We start from the raw sequence: 17,692 nt of genomic DNA, 5'->3' as shown, positions 1-17,692 counted from the left end.
CGCGAACCAGAGCGTTCGGGCCGCCGGTACTGGAGAAAGAAAGCATGAGCAACTGGTTGGTAGACAAGCTGATCCCTTCGATCATGCGTTCCGAGGTCAAGAAGAGCTCGGTCCCTGAAGGTCTGTGGCACAAATGCCCGTCCTGCGAGGCTGTGCTGTATCGTCCGGAGCTGGAAAAGACCCTGGACGTTTGCCCTAAATGCAACCACCACATGCGCATCGGCGCACGTGCGCGCATCGACATCTTCCTGGACGCCGAAGGCCGTACCGAACTGGGCGCCGACCTTGAGCCGGTTGACCGTCTGAAATTCCGTGACGGCAAGAAGTACAAGGACCGCCTGGTCGCTGCCCAGAAACAGACCGGCGAGAAAGACGCACTGGTTTCCATGAGCGGCACCCTGCTGGGCATGCCGGTCGTGGTTTCGGCGTTCGAATTCAGCTTCATGGGCGGTTCCATGGGCGCCATCGTCGGTGAGCGCTTCGTGCGCGCCGCCAACTACGCGCTGGAAAACCGTTGCCCGATGGTCTGCTTTTCCGCCTCCGGTGGTGCGCGCATGCAGGAAGCCCTGATCTCGCTGATGCAGATGGCCAAGACTTCGGCTGTTCTGGCGCGTCTGCGTGAAGAAGGCATTCCGTTCATCTCGGTGCTGACCGACCCGGTCTACGGCGGCGTTTCCGCCAGTCTGGCGATGCTGGGCGACGTGATCGTCGGCGAGCCTAAAGCCCTGATCGGCTTCGCCGGTCCACGTGTGATCGAGCAGACCGTGCGCGAAAAACTGCCGGAAGGCTTCCAGCGCAGCGAGTTCCTGCTGGAGCACGGCGCCATCGACCTGATCATCGATCGTCGCGAACTGCGTCCGCGTCTGGGTAACCTGCTGGCGCAACTGACCGGCAAACCGACGCCTAAATTCGTTGCTGCGCCGATCGAGCCGATCGTCGTTCCGCCGGTGCCTGCCAACGTATGACCGAGCGCACCCTTGGCGAGTGGCTCGCCTACCTTGAACAGTTGCATCCATCGGCCATCGACATGGGGCTGGAGCGTTCGCAACAGGTAGCGTCCCGCATGGGACTGGGCCAGCCGGCGCCTCGGGTGATTACGGTCACCGGCACCAACGGCAAGGGTTCGACCTGCGCGTTCGTGGCTTCATTGCTGCGAGCGCAGGGCCTGAACGTCGGTGTCTACAATTCTCCGCACTTGCTGCGTTACAACGAGCGGGTGCAGCTCAATGGCGTCGAAGCCACTGACGCGCAGCTGTGCGAAGCCTTCGCGGCGGTCGAAGCGGGGCGCGGCGACACTTCCCTGACTTACTTCGAAATGGGCACCCTGGCGGCGTTCTGGCTGTTTCAACAGGCCGGGCTCGACGCGGTGGTGCTGGAAGTCGGGCTGGGCGGGCGTCTGGATACGGTCAACGTGGTCGATGCCGACATCGCGCTGGTCACCAGCATTGGTGTCGATCATGCCGATTACCTGGGCAATACCCGCGAATCCGTGGCCTTCGAGAAGGCCGGGATTTTCCGTCAGGGCAAGCCTGCGCTGTGCGGCGATCTGAATCCTCCACAACCCCTGCTGGACAAGGCGCGCGAGCTCGCTTGCCCGTTCTTCCTGCGCGGGCGCGATTTCGATCTGGGTATCACGGATCAATTCTGGCAGTGGCGCGGTACCGATGCTGACGGTCAGGTCGTTGAGCTGCGCGATTTGCCGCTGCTTGATCTGCCGATGGAAAACGCTGCGCTGGCGTTGCAGGCTTATCTGCTGCTCGGTTTGCCATGGGATGCCAAACAGATTGTTGCGGCGTTGCAGGCGACTCGCGTGGTCGGTCGTCTTGATCGTCGCTCGTTCGAATGGAACGGCAAGCGCTTGAACCTGCTGCTGGACGTTGGCCATAACCCGCATGCGGCGGAGTATCTGGCCCGGCGTCTGGCGGCGCGTCCGCCGGTCGGCAAGCGTCTGGCGGTGTTCGGCCTGTTGGCGGACAAGGATCTGGACGGTGTCATCGGTGAATTGAATGCCAGTGTCCAGCATTGGGCGGTGGCGCCGCTGGATTCGCCGCGTGCGCGTCCGGTGGCTGAATTGAATGTTGCACTGCAGAACCTTGGCGCCTCGGTCACGTCTTATGACAGTGTGGCGGCTGCGCTGGAAGAGCAGTGTGCAGTGGCCACCAGCGACGACGAGATCTTGCTGTTCGGATCATTTTATTGTGTCGCCGAGGCCCTCGAATGGCTGTCTCGGCGCTCCACGGAGGAAGCGGCAAATGGCTTTGCTGGATAAAGCGTACAAACAGCGCATGGTCGGTGCCTTGGTGCTGGTGGCGCTGGCGGTGATTTTCCTGCCGATGCTGTTTTCCCGTCAGGATGAACAGCGTCAGGTGACCGTCGAGGCGCCGGCTGCGCCGCAAGCGCCCGCCGTGGCGCAGATCCAGATGGAAACCGTGGCCGTACCCGAGCCTCAGGTTCTGCCGCAAGAGCCAGTGCCGAGCGATGACGAAGTCGCCGAGCAGGCTGTGCCGACGGCGCCGATTGCTTCCGCCGCGCCAGCCCCGGCTCCGGCGCCGGTGGCCAAACCGGTTGCGCCGGCTCCCGCTCCCGTTCCCGTTCCCGTGGTCAAGCCAACCACGGCCCCGGCTCAGCCGATCGCTGCATTGTCTGCCAAGCCGGATACCACCCAGAGCCGCGTCGATGCCAATGGCCTGTCGGTGAGCTGGTCGGTGCAACTGGCCAGTCTGTCGAGCCGCGCCAGCGCCGAAAGCCTGCAGAAAACCCTGCGCAGCCAGGGTTACAACGCTTACATCCGTTCGGCCGATGGCAAGAACCGGGTGTTCGTCGGCCCGCTGATCGAGCGCGCAGAAGCTGATCGTCTGCGTGATCTGTTGAGCCGCCAGCAGAACCTCAAGGGGTTTGTGGTGCGCTTCCAGCCCGAGCGCGGCTGATATCTATCACTTCGATAGAAATGCACTGAAAATCGCAGCTTACCGACAGCCATGCGCTCTGCTAAAATGCGCCGCCTTATCCGTCTGTAGGCTGCACTGTGCCATTTACCTGGGTTGACTGGGCGATCGTTGCAATCATCGCCATCTCCGCTTTGATCAGTTTGAGCCGCGGCTTCGTCAAAGAAGCATTGTCGCTGGTGACCTGGATCATTGCAGGAGCCGTTGCCTGGATGTTCGGTGGCTCACTGTCCGAGTACCTCGCCGGATACATTCAAACACCGTCGGCTCGTGTGATCACGGGCTGTGCCATCATGTTTGTCGCCACACTGATCGTGGGCGCAATGATCAATTATCTTATCGGCGAGTTGGTTCGCGTCACCGGGTTGTCCGGGACCGATCGATTCCTCGGCATGGCCTTCGGCGCTGCGCGTGGCGTGTTGCTGGTGGTCGTGGCGGTCGGGCTGTTGAGCCTGGGGCCGGTACAGCAGGACGGGTGGTGGAAAGAATCACAGCTCGTGCCAAAGTTTCTATTGGTCGCAGACTGGTCCAAGAACCTGATTCTCGGGTGGAGCAGTCAGTGGCTTGCCAGCGGAATCAGCGTACCCGCTGATATTCCGTTCAAGGAGCAACTCTTGCCGTCGGCCAAAACGCCTCAGTGAGTGTTGTTCAGTTCAGATCCATTAAGTAGGGGTTGCGTCGCATGTGTGGCATCGTCGGTATCGTCGGTAAGTCGAACGTCAATCAGGCGCTGTATGACGCGCTAACCGTGCTCCAGCACCGCGGCCAGGACGCTGCCGGTATCGTGACCAGCCATGATGGCCGGTTGTTCTTGCGCAAGGACAATGGCCTGGTGCGTGACGTGTTTCAACAGCGTCACATGCAGCGCCTGGTCGGCCACATGGGTATCGGCCACGTCCGTTACCCGACTGCCGGCAGCTCGACGTCGGCCGAGGCTCAGCCGTTCTACGTCAACTCGCCTTACGGCATCACCCTGGCGCACAACGGTAACCTGACCAACGTTGAACAGTTGGCCAAAGAGATCTACGAATCCGATCTGCGTCACGTCAACACCAGCTCCGACTCGGAAGTGTTGCTGAACGTGTTCGCCCACGAGCTGGCCCAGCGCGGCAAGCTGCAACCGACCGAAGAAGACGTGTTTGCCGCCGTGACCGACGTGCACAACCGTTGCGTCGGTGGTTACGCCGTTGTGGCGATGGTGACCGGTTACGGCATCGTCGGCTTCCGTGACCCGCACGGCATCCGCCCGATCGTGTTCGGTCAGCGTCACACCGACGAAGGCGTCGAGTACATGATCGCCTCCGAAAGCGTTTCGCTGGACGTGCTTGGCTTCACTCTGATCCGCGACCTGGCACCGGGCGAAGCGGTCTACATCACTGAAGACGGCAAGCTGCACACTCGTCAGTGCGCGACCAACCCGTCCCTGACTCCGTGCATCTTCGAACACGTCTACCTGGCGCGTCCGGATTCGATCATCGACGGCGTGTCGGTCTACAAAGCCCGTCTGCGCATGGGTGAGAAGCTGGCCGAGAAGATCCTGCGCGAGCGTCCAGAACACGACATCGACGTGGTCATCCCGATTCCGGACACCAGTCGCACCGCAGCACTGGAACTGGCCAACCATCTGGGCGTGAAATTCCGCGAAGGCTTCGTCAAGAACCGTTACATCGGCCGTACCTTCATCATGCCCGGCCAGGCTGCGCGCAAGAAATCGGTACGCCAGAAGCTCAACGCCATCGAACTGGAATTCCGCGGCAAGAACGTGATGCTGGTGGACGACTCGATCGTTCGCGGCACCACCTGCAAGCAGATCATCCAGATGGCCCGTGAAGCCGGCGCGAAAAACGTCTACTTCTGCTCGGCGGCTCCGGCTGTTCGCTTCCCGAACGTGTACGGCATCGACATGCCGAGCGCTCACGAGCTGATCGCTCACAACCGTTCGACTCAGGATGTCGCCGACCTGATCGGCGCCGACTGGCTGATCTATCAGGACCTGCCTGACTTGATCGAAGCGGTCGGTGGCGGCAAGATCAAGATCGAAAACTTCGATTGCGCAGTGTTTGACGGCAAGTACGTCACCGGCGATGTCGACGAGGCTTACCTGAACAAGATCGAACAGGCACGCAACGATGCCTCGAAGGTCAAGACCCAGGCGGTCAGTGCGATCATCGATCTGTACAACAACTGAGTTTCAACCGGCCCTTAGGGGCCGGTTTTGTATCTGGCAAAAGACTTTTATTTATCGAGAACAGGGCAAGGAGTGACAGCATGAGTCAGGAATGGGATGCCGGTCGGCTGGACAGCGACCTCGAAGGCGTAGCGTTCGATACCCTGGCCGTACGTGCCGGTCAGCACCGTACGCCGGAAGGCGAGCACGGTGATCCGATGTTCTTCACTTCCAGCTATGTGTTTCGCACCGCCGCCGATGCGGCTGCGCGGTTTGCCGGGGAAGTGCCGGGCAACGTCTACTCGCGTTACACCAACCCGACCGTTCGCGCCTTCGAAGAGCGCATCGCCGCGCTGGAAAGCGCCGAGCAGGCGGTGGCCACGGCCACCGGCATGGCCGCGATCATGGCGGTGGTGATGAGTCTGTGCAGCGCCGGCGATCATGTGCTGGTGTCGCGCAGCGTGTTCGGTTCGACCATCAGTCTGTTCGAGAAGTACTTCAAGCGTTTTGGCGTGGAAGTCGATTACGTGCCGCTGGCCGATCTGTCGGCCTGGGACGCAGCGATCAAGTCCAACACCAAATTGCTGTTCGTCGAGTCGCCGTCCAATCCGTTGGCTGAGCTGGTGGATATCACCGCGCTGTCGGAAATCGCGCACGCCAAGGGTGCGATGCTGGTAGTCGACAACTGCTTCTGCACGCCTGCCTTGCAGCAGCCGCTGAAGCTGGGCGCAGACATCGTTGTGCATTCGGCCACCAAGTTCATCGATGGCCAGGGCCGTTGCATGGGCGGCGTGGTTGCCGGTCGCAGCGAACAGATGAAAGAAGTCGTCGGCTTCCTGCGTACCGCCGGGCCGACCCTCAGCCCGTTCAACGCCTGGATCTTCCTCAAGGGGCTGGAAACCCTGAACCTGCGGATGAAGGCGCACTGCGCCAATGCCCAACAACTGGCTGAGTGGCTGGAGCAGCAGGATGGCATCGAGAAGGTGCATTACGCCGGTCTCAAGAGCCATCCGCAGCACGAACTGGCTCTGCGTCAGCAGAAGGGCTTCGGCGCGGTGGTGAGCTTTGAGGTCAAGGGCGGCAAAGAGGGCGCCTGGCGCTTTATCGATGCGACCCGTTTGATCTCGATCACGGCCAACCTGGGTGACAGCAAAACCACCATCACCCACCCGAGCACCACGTCCCACGGCCGTCTGGCGCCGCAGGAGCGTGAGGCAGCCGGCATTCGTGACAGCCTGATCCGCATCGCGGTCGGTCTGGAAGACGTGGCTGACCTGCAAGCCGACCTGTCGCGCGGTCTGGCGGCGTTGTGATCGAGTTGTCTACGCCAAAGATCGGCACCCATGGCCGCGTTGCATTGGTCACGGGTGCCGCGCGCGGGATCGGCTTGGGCATCGCGGCATGGCTGATCAGCGAAGGCTGGCAGGTGGTGCTGACTGACCTGGATCGTGTGCGAGGTTCGAAAGTGGCGAAGGTGCTCGGCGAAAACGCCTGGTTCATTGCCATGGACGTCGCGGACGAAAGTCAGGTGGCGCTCGGTGTCGCTGAGGTGCTGGGGCAATTCGGTCGTCTGGATGCGCTGGTGTGCAACGCTGCCGTGGCCGATCCGCACAACATCACGCTGGAAAGCCTCGATCTGGCTTACTGGAATCGGGTGCTTGCGGTGAACCTCGGTGGGCCGATGTTGCTGGCCAAACACTGCGCGCCGTATCTGCGTGCGCACAACGGGGCGATCGTCAATCTGGCCTCGACCCGTGCGGCGCAGTCAGAACCGGATACCGAAGCCTATGCGGCGAGCAAGGGTGGTTTGCTGGCGCTGACTCACGCGCTGGCGATCAGTCTCGGGCCGGAGATTCGCGTCAATGCGGTCAGCCCGGGCTGGATCGATGCGCGGGATCCATCCGCGCGGCGCGCGGAACCGCTGACCGATACCGATCATGCCCAGCATCCGGCGGGCAGGGTGGGGACGGTCGAGGATGTGGCGGCGATGGTGGCGTGGTTGCTGTCGAAGAATGCGGGGTTTGTGACGGGGCAGGAATTCGTGGTCGATGGCGGCATGACCAAGAAGATGATTTATACGGAATGAAGCAATTTCGTCTTTTTTAGAAAAACTTCAATCCTGCTATTGACTTAGGTTCGCTACCTGCGTAAATTTCGCGGCCTCGGAGATGCAAACGGGTGATTAGCTCAGCTGGGAGAGCGTCTGCCTTACAAGCAGAATGTCGGCGGTTCGATCCCGTCATCACCCACCACTCCCGAGAGACTTGCGTAAGCAAGAACGTAGGCTGAAAGTGCCTGCACCGACGCGCAGCGGTAGTTCAGTCGGTTAGAATACCGGCCTGTCACGCCGGGGGTCGCGGGTTCGAGTCCCGTCCGCTGCGCCATATTTAACGAGCCAGGCACTGTCTGGTTCGCGATTGAAAAGCACCGAAGCTTTCAGTCAAACGAGTTACTTGAGCGCAAGCTCAAAGCGATACGCAGCGGTAGTTCAGTCGGTTAGAATACCGGCCTGTCACGCCGGGGGTCGCGGGTTCGAGTCCCGTCCGCTGCGCCATATCTGTTTCAAGGACCACTGAACGCCTTGAAACACCGAAAGCAACCTCTGGTTGATTCGGAATCGATAGCAAAGACCCTGGTCGAAAGACCGGGGTTTTTTGTGTCTGAAATTTGACCTTTCCCACATTCCTCCTTTGTAGCCGGCGACGAACGCAAGACGTGGCTCGTTCGATGCCGCCCGGCAATCTCTCCTGCGTCCATGGGTCGCTGCGATGCGATGCCGCATTGATTTTTGATTCTTTGGTCAAATTTTTGTAACTGGTTGTTTGCTGCGAGCTCAGAAACCTTTAAAGTTAACCTTTCGGTCAGCTTTGCACTGTCATCACGCCCTTTGTTTAGCCAAAAAGGGCTTCTGCAAGACTCGAGATTCCCAGTAGATAACCAGAAGGGCGGATCCATAACCGCCCAGAGGATGATCCATGTCCAACCGTGAAATATCCCGGCGCTCGTTCCTTCAGGGCGGGCTGGTGGCGGGTGTGAGCGTTACGCTCACGCCGCTCAGCAGTCAGGCGCTCGGTGCCTTGATGGAAAACAGCGTGACCGTGCCGTCCGAGCAGTGGCTCGGCAACAACGGCAAGGCGCGCCAGCGTAACGATGCATTGTCCAAGGTCCGCGGCAGCAAGGTGTTTGCTCGCGACATCCGTTCCAAGGACATGCCGGGCTGGCCCCAGCAGCAAGGCCACGCCATGTTGCTGAAAACCATCAAGGCTGACCGCATCTACGACGGCTATGACCTGTCGTGGCTTGGCGCCGATCTGCAGCCTGACCGCATCGTCACCGCTGCCGACCTGGACAAGGACGGCATCGTGTTCCCTGAAGAGCACGCACCGGATCCTCTGCTGCCGGAAGGCAAGGTGCCGATGTTCATCGGTCACCCGGTCGCGATCCTGATCTGGAACGATTTCGAGCGTTTCCGTCAGGCCAAGAACAAACTCAAATTCAATGACAAAGCGATTCGTTACGGTGCGCAAGTACCGTTCTACGAAGGCGATCCCTATGGCAGTTTCCGCTACGTGCGGGTCGGTGGTCCGACGTCGGCGGACGAGGATGAGTTCGCCAGCCTCAAGGACTCGATCCTGTTCCCGATGCTGAAGAACCGTCGCCCGGTGTGGAATTCCCAGCCGAACCTGCACGGCAACCTGACCGAGCGCGGCCTGTTCTACGCCGACCGCATGAAGAAAGAGATCGACACCCCGCCGGACAACTGGCTGGTGTTCGACGAACGCTACAAGACCCCGTCGATCGAGCCGGCCGCGATGGAGCCGGACAACGGCAACGGCTGGTACGACCCAGCGACCAAGACCCTGCATTTCGTCGTCGCCACCCAATGTCCGCTGGAAACCGCCACCGAGACCGCGAAGATGATCGGACCGTCGCGTTTCGGCCTGGCGAACCTGAACATGCACCCGGGCTACACCGTCGGTTACGGTTCCAAGGACCACAACATTTTCGTCTACTACGCAGCCCTGGCGGCGTTGTACGGTGCGGGTGTACCGATTCGCCTGGCCAACGACCGCTACGAGCAGTTCCAGAGCGGCATCAAGCGCCACCCGTTCGACATCCGCTACCAGTTGGCAGTGGACAAGACCGATCACAGCTTCAAGATTTTCCGTGCCGAGATGAGCGTCGACGGTGGCGGTCGGATCAACTACAGCCCGTCGGTGGCCGCCGTTGGCGCTACGGCGGCGCAGTCGATCTACTACATGCCGCAGAACGACCTGCAGGTCACCGCTTACCATTCCCGCGCCGTTGAAGCGGGTTCGATGCGCGGTTACGGCACCCTGCAGAGCATGGCTTCCACCGAGATGATGGTCGACGAAATCGCCGATCGCCTTGGTGTCGATGCCATTGATCTGCGCCGCAAGAATGCGCTGCGTTCGGGGATGAAAAACACCCAGGGTGCGATCCCGGCCGGTGCGTTGCGCCTGCACGAGATTCTCGACAAGGCTTCGCTGCACGAAGTGTGGAAAAACCGCGACGCGATCAAGAAGCAGCGCGAAGCGGCAGACCCGGATAACTGGTATGGCGTAGGCTTTGCCATTTGCCAGAAAGACTTCGGCACCGGTTCCGAAGCACCGATGGCCAGCATCGAATTCACCGCTGACGGGCGCATTTCCCTGCGTCATATCGGAATCGAGATCGGCACCGGCATGTCCACCTCGCAAGCGTTGGTGGTGGCTGACTTCCTCGGCAGCGCGGCTCACGACGTGAAGACCGGCGAAACCGAGTGGGATGAGATGCAGCTGGTGACCGCCGGCAACCCTTACATCATGAGCCAGGCCGAGCAGGACAACTTCCTGCGCAATCCGCGCTGGGTCGGCAAACTGGCGTCGGCCTCGTCCGCGACCAACTCCGCCTACTACTTCAGCCACGCCACCCGCGAAGCGGCGCGCGTGCTGTTCAACCACGGTCTGTGGCCGGCAGCGCTGGAGATCTGGCGTCAGGGTCCATACGGCGGCCAGGCCAACCCTTACGTGGTGCGTCGCGAAGATGCGCACTGGGTCGACGGCAAACTGACCGCCAACGGCATGCAGCCGCTGACCTTCGAAGAGCTGGCCAAACGTGCTCACGAGCGCGGTCTGGTCACTGGTGCCACGGTTCACGGTTTCAACCGCTGGAGCTGGGCCGAAGCCGAATACAGCATCGACGGCGTGCGCGAGCGTCTGCCGCTCGACGGTCTGGCGGTGAAGTACGGCGACGGCGCCCCGAAAGCGAAAAAGGCACAGATGACCAGTGCCGGTTTCCACCTGTTGGATCGGCAGAATGTTGCCTATCCGGTGGTTCAACTGAACAACGCCGCCGTGACCTATTACAGTCCGGTCGCGACGCTGGTCGAGTTGAAGGTCAACAAAGGTTCGGCAGAAGTCGAAGTGCTCAACCATCACTCGTGGCTGGAATGCGGTCGGGTGCTGGTCGAAGAACTGGTTCGTGGCCAGCTCGAAGGCGGGATCGCCATGGGCATCGGTCACGCCTTGATGGAAGAGATGCCGCTGTACGAAGGCGGGCCGGGGGAGGGTGACTGGAACTTCAACCGTTATCGCCTGCCGATGGCGCGCCATGTGGCGGTATGGAAGCAGACGTCGGAAATCCTGCCGCCGCTGTCCCCGAGCGACCCGTCCAAAGGCATCGCCGAAGTGGTGATGATCCCGGTGGTCGGCGCCATCGGTAACGCCGTGGCCCACGCCATCGGTAAACGTGTTCGCGATCTGCCAATCACTGCTGCGCGCATCAAGGAGGCCCTCAATGGCTAACCGTCCGCTTCAACTGACCCTCAACGGTCAATCCGTCGGCCCGGTGGACATCCCTGATGACCTGCCGATGATCGATTACCTGCACGAATACAAGAACCTCACCGGTTCGCGCCTGGGTTGCGGCCAGGGCATCTGCCACGCCTGCGTGGTGATCGTCGACAACCCGGACGGCAGCAGCGAAGAAGTGCGTACCTGCATCACCGGCGCGCATTACTTCGAGGGTAAGAAAGTCCGCACCATCGAAGGCCACGCCAAGCGTGACGAGCAAGGTCAGGTCACCGAGCTGAACCCGATCCAGCAGCGTTTCGTCGACGAATTCGCCTTCCAGTGCAGCTACTGCGCGCCGGGCTTCGTCAACGCCGCGACCGTGCTGGTGGAAAAGCTGCAACGCCAGCCGATCGTCGAAAGCAAACTGGAGCAAGTCATCGAGGACAGCCTCGGTCATCACGTCTGCCGTTGCACCGGGTACGTGCGTTACTACAACGCTACCCGCAACGTGCTGACCGATCTCGGCCTGGTCAAGGAGGGTTAAGCATGAAGCAATTACTGACCCGCCTGACCCTGGCGGTCGGGCTGGCTGTGCCTGTGTTGGCGGCGCATGCGGATGATCAGGTCAAGCGCGGCGAATACCTTGCCCGCGCGGCCGACTGCATGGCGTGCCACACGGCGCCAGGCGGTGCGCCGTTTGCCGGAGGCCTGCCGATCGTGTCGCCGTTCGGCACGATCTACGGCACCAACATCACTCCAAGCAAAGAGCACGGCATCGGTTTGTACAATGATGACGAATTCTTCGCTGCGCTCACTGAGGGCAAGCGTCGTGACGGCGCGAACCTCTATCCGGCGATGCCGTACACCTCCTACCACTTGATGCCGCGTGCGGATTCGGATGCGATTCATGCGTATCTGAAAACCGTCGAACCGATCGAGCGTGCAGCGCCGGTGACGAGCCTGAGCTTCCCGTTCAACGTGCGTCCGGGCTTGATTGGCTGGAACATGATGTATGGCAAAGCCTTGAAGCTCGAATCTGCCGAAGGCAAAAGCGAGGCGTGGAAACGCGGCCAGTACATGGTCGAAGTGCTTGGCCATTGCGGCGAATGCCACACGCCGCGCGGCCTGCCGGGCGCGATGCAGTTGGACAAGCGCCTGACCGGCGGCATCCTCAACGGCTACCTGGCACCGAGCCTGCTCGCCACTGATCTGGCGGCGCGCGGCTGGAACCATCAGGACCTGAGTACGTTCCTCAAGCACGGCATGAGCGCCCAGGGCACGATGTTCAACGAGATGTTTCCGGTGTTCCACAACAGCACTCAGGGTCTGAATGATCCGGATCTGGCGGCGATGGCGACTTTCCTGCTGGGCGACAAGCCTCCGGCGGCGAAAGAGCTGACCGAAGTGCCGGTGGAAAAACTCAGTGCCAGCGCTCAACGCGGCCGTCAGGAATACTTGAATGTCTGCGCTGGCTGTCATGCGGCCGGTGGCGAAGGCAAACCGCACATTGCGGTAGCCATGCGCGGCAACACCACGCTGCGCCTGGAAGATCCGCGCAACCTGTTGCGAGTGATCGAGGACGGTATCGGCGAACAGAAATTCGCCGGGTTCGAACACATGCAGCCGATGCCGGGTTTTGCCGACAAGCTCAGTGCCGAACAACTGACCGATCTGCTGAACTACCTGCGTCAGGGTTGGGGTGGGCAGTCGGCCGAGCTGGCGGTCGGCGATGTGCAGAAGCTTCAGGCTGATGCTCCGTCCATCGAGCACAAGGCGCACTGATCATGCAGCATCTCGATCTGCAGGTTGTGCGCCGGGCGCTGGAGTGGTCGACGGCGGGGCAGCGCATCTGGCTGTGTACCGTGCTGACCACCTACGGTTCGGCGCCCCGCGCGCCGGGTTCACTGCTGGCGGTGAACGACGGCGGACAGTGGATCGGGTCGTTGTCCGGTGGTTGCGTCGAGGAAGACTTTCTCGAGCGCGTCGCCGAAGGTGCATTTCTCGATGCGATCAATGTCGTGCGTTATGGCGAAGGTGACGATCCGCGTTCGCGGGTCAGCCTGCCGTGCGGCGGCATTCTCGATGTGCTGGTAGAGAAATTTGACGCCGGCTGCGATGTGCAGGCGCACCTGCGTGAACTCGAATCGGCGTTGCTGGGGCAGCGCCGGTTGATTCGCGAGGTCGATCTGGCGACGGGCGCGCGTAGCTTGTTTGCCGATCGCGAGCAGGGTGCGCGGATCGAGCGTGAAATCGACCGGGTACGGATCCGTATCGGGGCCGCCCAGCGTTTGCTGCTGGCCGGCTATTCCAGTGTGGCGCAGGCCTGTGCGGAGTTCGCGGTCGGTCTCGGCTTTGAAGTGATTCTCTGCGACCCGCGTGATGAAGTGCTGGAAGGCGTGGTGCTCAACGGCGTGGAGATCCGTCGGCAACTGCCGTCGGTGTTCATCGCCGATGGCGGTTGTCACCGTGATACGGCGGTGGTGGCGTTGACCCATGATCCGCGTATCGACGATCTGGCGATGATGGAAGCCGTGCGTACCGAGGCTTTTTATATCGGTGTGATGGGCTCGCAGCAGACATCGCAGAAACGCTTCGAGCGTTTGCGTCGGATTGGCGGTCTGGGGGAGAGCGAACTGGCGCGGATTCATGCGCCGATCGGTCTTAACCTTGGCAGCAAGACGCCGGCGGAAATCGCTTTGGCGGTGCTCGCAGATATCCTGCGGATTCGCAGCGGGATTGCACGGGATCAGTTGTGATTGATGCTGGATGTAAAAAGGGCCACTTTTCAGTGGCCCTTTTTTTGCTCATCAGAAACCGAGCTTGTCGCGCAGTCCGTAGTACCACGCGCCCAGTGCGGCAAACGGTGTGCGCAGCAGTTGCCCGCCGGGGAACGGGTAGTGCGGCAGGTCGGCAAACGCATCGAAACGCTCGGCTTGTCCGCGCAGAGCCTCGGCCAGTACCTTGCCGGCCAGGTGTGTATAGGTCACGCCGTGGCCACTGCAGCCTTGAGAATAATAGATGTTGTCGCCCAGACGTCCGACCTGAGGCAGGCGCGACAGGGTCAGCAGGAAATTGCCGGTCCAGGCGTAGTCGATTTTCACGTCCTTGAGCTGCGGGAAGGCCTTGAGCATTTTCGGGCGGATGATCGCTTCGATGTTTGCCGGATCCCGCGCGCCATATACCACGCCGCCGCCGAAGATCAGGCGTTTGTCGCCGGTGAGGCGGTAGTAGTCGAGCAGGTAATTGCAGTCTTCTACGCAGTAGTCCTGCGGCAGCAAGGATTTCGCCAGTTCATCGCCGAGCGGTTCGGTGGTGATGACCTGAGTGCCGCACGGCATCGATTTGGCCGCCAGTTCCGGCATCAGATTGCCGAGGTAGGCGTTGCCGGCAACGATGATGAATTTGGCTCGGACCTTGCCCTGCGGTGTATGCACGACCGGGTTGGCGCCGCGTTCGATGCGCACGGCCGGCGACTGTTCATGGATGGTGCCGCCCAGGGATTCCACAGCGGCGGCTTCGCCCAGCGCCAGGTTAAGCGGGTGGATGTGGCCGCCGCTCATGTCGAGCATGCCACCGACATATTGGTCACAAGCCACCACTTCGCGGATGCGGCGTTGATCGAGCAGTTCCAGTTGGGTATGGCCGAAGCGTTCCCACAAGCGCTTCTGCGATTCCAGGTGGCCCATTTGCTTGGCGGTGAGGGCGGCGAATACGCCACCGTCCTTCAAGTCGCACTGAATGTTGTACTTGCTGACGCGCTCACGAATGATCCGGCCGCCTTCGAACGCCATCTGCCCGAGCAGTTGCGCCTGCTTCGGGCCGACGCTGCGTTCGATCACATCGATGTCACGGCTGTAGCTGTTGACGATTTGCCCGCCATTGCGCCCCGAAGCGCCGAAACCGACCTTGGCGGCTTCCAGCACGGTCACGCGAAAACCGTTCTCCAGCAGGAACAGGGCCGAGGAGAGTCCCGTATAACCAGCGCCGATCACACAGACATCCGTCTCCACGTCATCCTGCAGGGCAGGGCGTGGTGGTACGGCGTTGGCCGACGCAGCGTAATAAGACTCTGGGTAAGGGGTGTTCGCCATCCTGCAGCCTCTGTTTAATATATTTTACGAGTGCAGCGATCCTACCCCAGTTGAAAAACCTCCGCCAGCCACCGAGAAATCTTCTTGCGCCGGGTCAAAATTAAATATTTTGCATATTCATAGGGTTAGGTGAAAAAAAGGTGTTGACACCCCTCCGGAATTCCGTAGAATGCCGCCTCACAGCAGGCACGTAGCTCAGTTGGTTAGAGCACCACCTTGACATGGTGGGGGTCGTTGGTTCGAGTCCAATCGCGCCTACCAAACAAAATCCGCTCTGCTGGGCGGTCTAGAAGGGCTCACCGAAAGGTGGGCCCTTTTTTGTTGTCTGCGATTTGCAGAGCCTATGCAAATTTCGGTTTGGCCCACCTCCGCTACACTTCGGCAAATTTGCAGGAGTGTATTCATGAGTCGCCAATTCAGGCGCGCCAGTCCAGGCGATATCGAAAGCCTGTTGAAGATTGATCCTGTCGCTGAAAAAAATGGCGGCCGTCGTGAGTACATCGCGAGGGCCGTTAGGGCAGAGGAGTGCTGGGTTGTCTGCGAGGCGAGCGTACCCCTCGGTTACGGATGTCTGGATCGAAGCTTTTTTGGTGAATGGTTCATACCCCTCGTGATCGTCTCCAGTGCGAACAGGCGTTCCGGTGTGGGGCGGCAAATCGTGAACGGTCTGGAGCAGCATGCTTGTGCAGAAAAGATCTTCACGTCGACCAATACGTCCAACTCGCCGATGCGGCAGCTGCTGACCAATCTTGGATATCAGCACAGCGGAATAGTAGAGAACCTTGATCCGTGGGATCCCGAGCTCATTTTTGTAAAATTCTTGAGCCAGGCGCGTATCGATCGCGATGCATTTTGATCCATTCGTCGCCGACCGTTGCGAGCGTCCTTTTAAATAGTGTGGATATTTAAGGGGTTACGCTTCTTATTAACCATTCGGTTATCAAAAATGCGTTGTTACATACTGGAAAAATCAGTAATATCCGTCCCGCGTTCACCACCACGGTTTATGCATTTTTAAATCCCAAGCTTCCATCAGCTGCTTGGGATTTTTTTTGCCCGCGATTTGCCTTTTCCGCACCTCTGCCCATTCTCTCGTCTCGCCCGCTTCTGTTTTACGGGAAGGGTGACAGGCAAGCCCACACTTTTTCGACTACTACTGATTGGCTGATTTCATCTCTGCCGGACAGGAGTTAATCGATGCTGGTTCACTGGTTTCTTGCAGCGATTCATTTACTGGCATTTGCCATGGGCTTCTGGGCGGTGTTGACGCGTGGGGCGGCCCTCAGCCGCCTGGCGTCTGGATCCGGTGAGGTCGCGCGCGTATTGCTAGCCGACAACCTTTGGGGGCTTTCGGCGCTGGTGTTGCTCATCACTGGCGGCATGCGCGCCTTCGGAGGTTACGAGAAGGGAACTGACTACTACCTGCACCAGCCGTTGTTCCATCTGAAGATGGCGTTGTTCGTGCTGATTCTGCTTCTGGAACTCGTTCCGATGATCACCCTGATCAAGTGGCGCGTGGCCAAGGCGCGCGTTGCTGTCACTGATACAGGGCGTGCGAAGGTGTTCGCACGGATCAGTCATGCCGAAGCGCTGCTGTTGATATTGATGGTCGTGGCGGCCACCGGGATGGCGCGTGGCGTCTCATTTGGCTAAGCGGGCGAGATTCCCAACCGCTATTCGGAAATGTCCGACAGCCAGCCCATGGAATGACGGTTAGTATCGGTTGCAAGAAGGCTTGAGGCAGGAAGGGGCGTAGCACGCGCCGTCACCAGGGAGGTGGGGGAATGGCAATACGGCGCTTGAATCTTTAGCCAGTCATTGGCGCGCAGGCAAACGAACTGGCTACTGACTGCGATAGGGCTCAGGGCGTTTGTGGCTTGTCCGGAGCGGTCAGGCCCGCCTGGATGCGCTGGTAGATCTCTTCCCGGTGTACTGCAACGTTCTTCGGAGCATTGATGCCGATTCGAACTTGCTGGCCGCTGACGCCGAGAATGGTGATCGTGATGTCATCACCAATGTTTATGCTTTCACCGACTTTGCGGGTGAGTATCAGCATGGTCTTCTCCTTGATTGCTTTGTAGGGCACCTGATTCAGACAGTGCAGAGGTCGGTGGTACGTATAGATTAGTGCGAAGTCTTACAGTTTGGGTGCCTCTTTCTGACGCGCAGCAGCGGCATTAATTCCCAGCGCGTAACTATACAGGGGCTGCCAGCATCAATCTCGTCCTTTTGTGCCCATTTTGCGGGGCTCCGAAAGTATTCTCGAATGTTAAGATCGCCGCTTTGAAAATTCAGAGGGAAGCGTTGTGCGCAAATTGGTCTGGGTAGTCGCGGCACTGGCATTGGCAGGATGTGGCGAAGGCAAGAGTGTGGATGCGCAAAAGCCGAAACCGGCGGTAGTAACGGCGCCTGCTGTGGTGGGTCCGCAGTGGGAGCTGGAAGTGCGCGGTGAAACCCCTCAGGCCGTCAGCGACCTCAGCGGCTGGCTGATCGAGCACGGCTTTGTGGCTAGCGTCATCAAGGATGCCAGCGGCAAGACCCGAATCCTCCTCGGTCCTTTCAATTCGAAAGATGATGCCGAGGCGCGTCAGGCGGATGTGAATGCAGCACTGGTCAAGGCGAAGAAGCAGAACATCGAAACGCTGGTGATCGAGCGCGCTCCCGCGCAATAAGCGATCCATTTGGCGGAGCTGA

General features: G+C 60.2%; 16 protein-coding genes and 4 tRNA genes. 18 read left to right on the top strand and 2 right to left on the bottom strand.

Annotated elements, in window-relative coordinates; all coding sequences use genetic code 11:
- The first annotated feature begins 44 nt into the window (after nt 1-44).
- From accD to JKA62_RS10160, 14 genes are all read left to right on the top strand, one after another.
- Nucleotides 45-965: an acetyl-CoA carboxylase, carboxyltransferase subunit beta gene (accD, locus tag JKA62_RS10225; protein ID WP_011333359.1), complete on the top strand. Its 921-nt coding sequence runs from the start codon at nt 45-47 to the stop codon at nt 963-965.
- The gene (gene folC / locus JKA62_RS10220; protein WP_011333360.1) at nt 962-2,269 is read left to right on the top strand and encodes a bifunctional tetrahydrofolate synthase/dihydrofolate synthase; all 1,308 of its coding nucleotides are present in this window, start codon (nt 962-964) and stop codon (nt 2,267-2,269) included. The genes accD and folC overlap by 4 nt, the downstream gene beginning before the upstream one ends.
- A complete protein-coding gene (locus JKA62_RS10215; RefSeq protein ID WP_011333361.1) occupies nt 2,253-2,927 on the top strand; it encodes an SPOR domain-containing protein in 675 nt (224 codons plus the stop codon). Before folC ends, JKA62_RS10215 begins: the two co-directional genes overlap by 17 nt.
- Before the next feature lie 98 nt (nt 2,928-3,025).
- A complete protein-coding gene (locus JKA62_RS10210) occupies nt 3,026-3,586 on the top strand; it encodes a CvpA family protein (RefSeq protein WP_007956464.1) in 561 nt (186 codons plus the stop codon).
- 41 nt (nt 3,587-3,627) lie between these two features.
- Nucleotides 3,628-5,133 (top strand): amidophosphoribosyltransferase, encoded by a 1,506-nt coding sequence (gene purF, locus JKA62_RS10205; RefSeq protein WP_007956466.1) that lies wholly within the window; start codon nt 3,628-3,630, stop codon nt 5,131-5,133.
- Between the two features lie 80 nt (nt 5,134-5,213).
- Nucleotides 5,214-6,425, top strand: coding sequence for an O-succinylhomoserine sulfhydrylase (locus JKA62_RS10200; protein WP_201817704.1), 1,212 nt, complete (start codon nt 5,214-5,216; stop codon nt 6,423-6,425).
- Nucleotides 6,422-7,198: an SDR family oxidoreductase gene (locus JKA62_RS10195; protein ID WP_041475192.1), complete on the top strand. Its 777-nt coding sequence runs from the start codon at nt 6,422-6,424 to the stop codon at nt 7,196-7,198. The genes JKA62_RS10200 and JKA62_RS10195 overlap by 4 nt, the downstream gene beginning before the upstream one ends.
- A gap of 90 nt (nt 7,199-7,288) precedes the next feature.
- Nucleotides 7,289-7,364, top strand: a tRNA-Val gene (locus tag JKA62_RS10190).
- Between the two features lie 55 nt (nt 7,365-7,419).
- A tRNA-Asp gene (locus JKA62_RS10185) sits at nt 7,420-7,496 on the top strand.
- A gap of 93 nt (nt 7,497-7,589) precedes the next feature.
- A tRNA-Asp gene (locus JKA62_RS10180) sits at nt 7,590-7,666 on the top strand.
- Nucleotides 7,667-8,087: 421 nt separating this feature from the next.
- Nucleotides 8,088-10,919: a xanthine dehydrogenase family protein molybdopterin-binding subunit gene (locus JKA62_RS10175; RefSeq protein WP_201817702.1), complete on the top strand. Its 2,832-nt coding sequence runs from the start codon at nt 8,088-8,090 to the stop codon at nt 10,917-10,919.
- A complete protein-coding gene (locus tag JKA62_RS10170) occupies nt 10,912-11,451 on the top strand; it encodes a (2Fe-2S)-binding protein (RefSeq protein ID WP_011333365.1) in 540 nt (179 codons plus the stop codon). Before JKA62_RS10175 ends, JKA62_RS10170 begins: the two co-directional genes overlap by 8 nt.
- Nucleotides 11,452-11,453: 2 nt before the next feature.
- Nucleotides 11,454-12,689 carry a c-type cytochrome gene (locus JKA62_RS10165; protein ID WP_011333366.1) on the top strand — a complete coding sequence of 412 codons (1,236 nt, stop codon included), beginning with the start codon at nt 11,454-11,456 and terminating at the stop codon, nt 12,687-12,689.
- 2 nt (nt 12,690-12,691) lie between these two features.
- The gene (locus tag JKA62_RS10160; RefSeq protein ID WP_201817700.1) at nt 12,692-13,663 is read left to right on the top strand and encodes an XdhC family protein; all 972 of its coding nucleotides are present in this window, start codon (nt 12,692-12,694) and stop codon (nt 13,661-13,663) included.
- 51 nt (nt 13,664-13,714) lie between these two features.
- On the opposite strand, the gene JKA62_RS10155 is transcribed toward JKA62_RS10160, so the two are convergent.
- The gene (locus JKA62_RS10155) at nt 13,715-14,998 is read right to left on the bottom strand and encodes an NAD(P)/FAD-dependent oxidoreductase (RefSeq protein WP_011333368.1); all 1,284 of its coding nucleotides are present in this window, start codon (nt 14,996-14,998) and stop codon (nt 13,715-13,717) included.
- Nucleotides 14,999-15,182: 184 nt separating this feature from the next.
- Between JKA62_RS10155 and JKA62_RS10150 the strand changes: the two genes are divergently transcribed.
- From JKA62_RS10150 to JKA62_RS10140, 3 genes are all read left to right on the top strand, one after another.
- Nucleotides 15,183-15,259, top strand: a tRNA-Val gene (locus JKA62_RS10150).
- Nucleotides 15,260-15,401: 142 nt separating this feature from the next.
- Entirely contained in the window at nt 15,402-15,854 is a 453-nt protein-coding gene (locus JKA62_RS10145) for a GNAT family N-acetyltransferase (protein ID WP_041475193.1), read from the top strand.
- 341 nt (nt 15,855-16,195) lie between these two features.
- Entirely contained in the window at nt 16,196-16,651 is a 456-nt protein-coding gene (locus JKA62_RS10140) for a DUF2214 family protein (RefSeq protein WP_011333370.1), read from the top strand.
- Nucleotides 16,652-16,859: 208 nt separating this feature from the next.
- Here the strand turns inward: JKA62_RS10140 and csrA are convergent, their stop codons facing one another.
- Nucleotides 16,860-17,054: a carbon storage regulator CsrA gene (gene csrA / locus JKA62_RS10135; protein WP_003179932.1), complete on the bottom strand. Its 195-nt coding sequence runs from the start codon at nt 17,052-17,054 to the stop codon at nt 16,860-16,862.
- Nucleotides 17,055-17,304: 250 nt separating this feature from the next.
- Between csrA and JKA62_RS10130 the strand changes: the two genes are divergently transcribed.
- Nucleotides 17,305-17,670, top strand: a complete 366-nt coding sequence (locus tag JKA62_RS10130; RefSeq protein WP_011333371.1) for an SPOR domain-containing protein — start codon at nt 17,305-17,307, stop codon at nt 17,668-17,670.
- Nucleotides 17,671-17,692 lie beyond the last annotated feature (22 nt).

Source organism: Pseudomonas sp. B7 (assembly GCF_016735645.1).
Lineage (GTDB): Bacteria > Pseudomonadota > Gammaproteobacteria > Pseudomonadales > Pseudomonadaceae > Aquipseudomonas > Aquipseudomonas glycinae.
The sequence above is the reverse complement of the archived record's forward strand: the minus strand, read 5'-3'. Positions and strand labels throughout refer to the sequence as shown.

Excerpts from the sequence above, each read along its gene's own strand:
- JKA62_RS10140 (WP_011333370.1), top strand. The coding sequence starts at position 16,196 with ATGCTGGTTCACTGGTTTCTTGCAGCGATTCATTTACTGGCATTTGCC.
- JKA62_RS10170 (WP_011333365.1), top strand. The coding sequence starts at position 10,912 with ATGGCTAACCGTCCGCTTCAACTGACCCTCAACGGTCAATCCGTCGGC.
- JKA62_RS10155 (WP_011333368.1), bottom strand. The coding sequence starts at position 14,998 with ATGGCGAACACCCCTTACCCAGAGTCTTATTACGCTGCGTCGGCCAAC.
- JKA62_RS10165 (WP_011333366.1), top strand. The coding sequence starts at position 11,454 with ATGAAGCAATTACTGACCCGCCTGACCCTGGCGGTCGGGCTGGCTGTG.
- csrA (WP_003179932.1), bottom strand. The coding sequence starts at position 17,054 with ATGCTGATACTCACCCGCAAAGTCGGTGAAAGCATAAACATTGGTGAT.
- JKA62_RS10175 (WP_201817702.1), top strand. The coding sequence starts at position 8,088 with ATGTCCAACCGTGAAATATCCCGGCGCTCGTTCCTTCAGGGCGGGCTG.
- accD (WP_011333359.1), top strand. The coding sequence starts at position 45 with ATGAGCAACTGGTTGGTAGACAAGCTGATCCCTTCGATCATGCGTTCC.
- JKA62_RS10160 (WP_201817700.1), top strand. The coding sequence starts at position 12,692 with ATGCAGCATCTCGATCTGCAGGTTGTGCGCCGGGCGCTGGAGTGGTCG.
- JKA62_RS10145 (WP_041475193.1), top strand. The coding sequence starts at position 15,402 with ATGAGTCGCCAATTCAGGCGCGCCAGTCCAGGCGATATCGAAAGCCTG.
- purF (WP_007956466.1), top strand. The coding sequence starts at position 3,628 with ATGTGTGGCATCGTCGGTATCGTCGGTAAGTCGAACGTCAATCAGGCG.
- JKA62_RS10200 (WP_201817704.1), top strand. The coding sequence starts at position 5,214 with ATGAGTCAGGAATGGGATGCCGGTCGGCTGGACAGCGACCTCGAAGGC.
- JKA62_RS10215 (WP_011333361.1), top strand. The coding sequence starts at position 2,253 with ATGGCTTTGCTGGATAAAGCGTACAAACAGCGCATGGTCGGTGCCTTG.
- folC (WP_011333360.1), top strand. The coding sequence starts at position 962 with ATGACCGAGCGCACCCTTGGCGAGTGGCTCGCCTACCTTGAACAGTTG.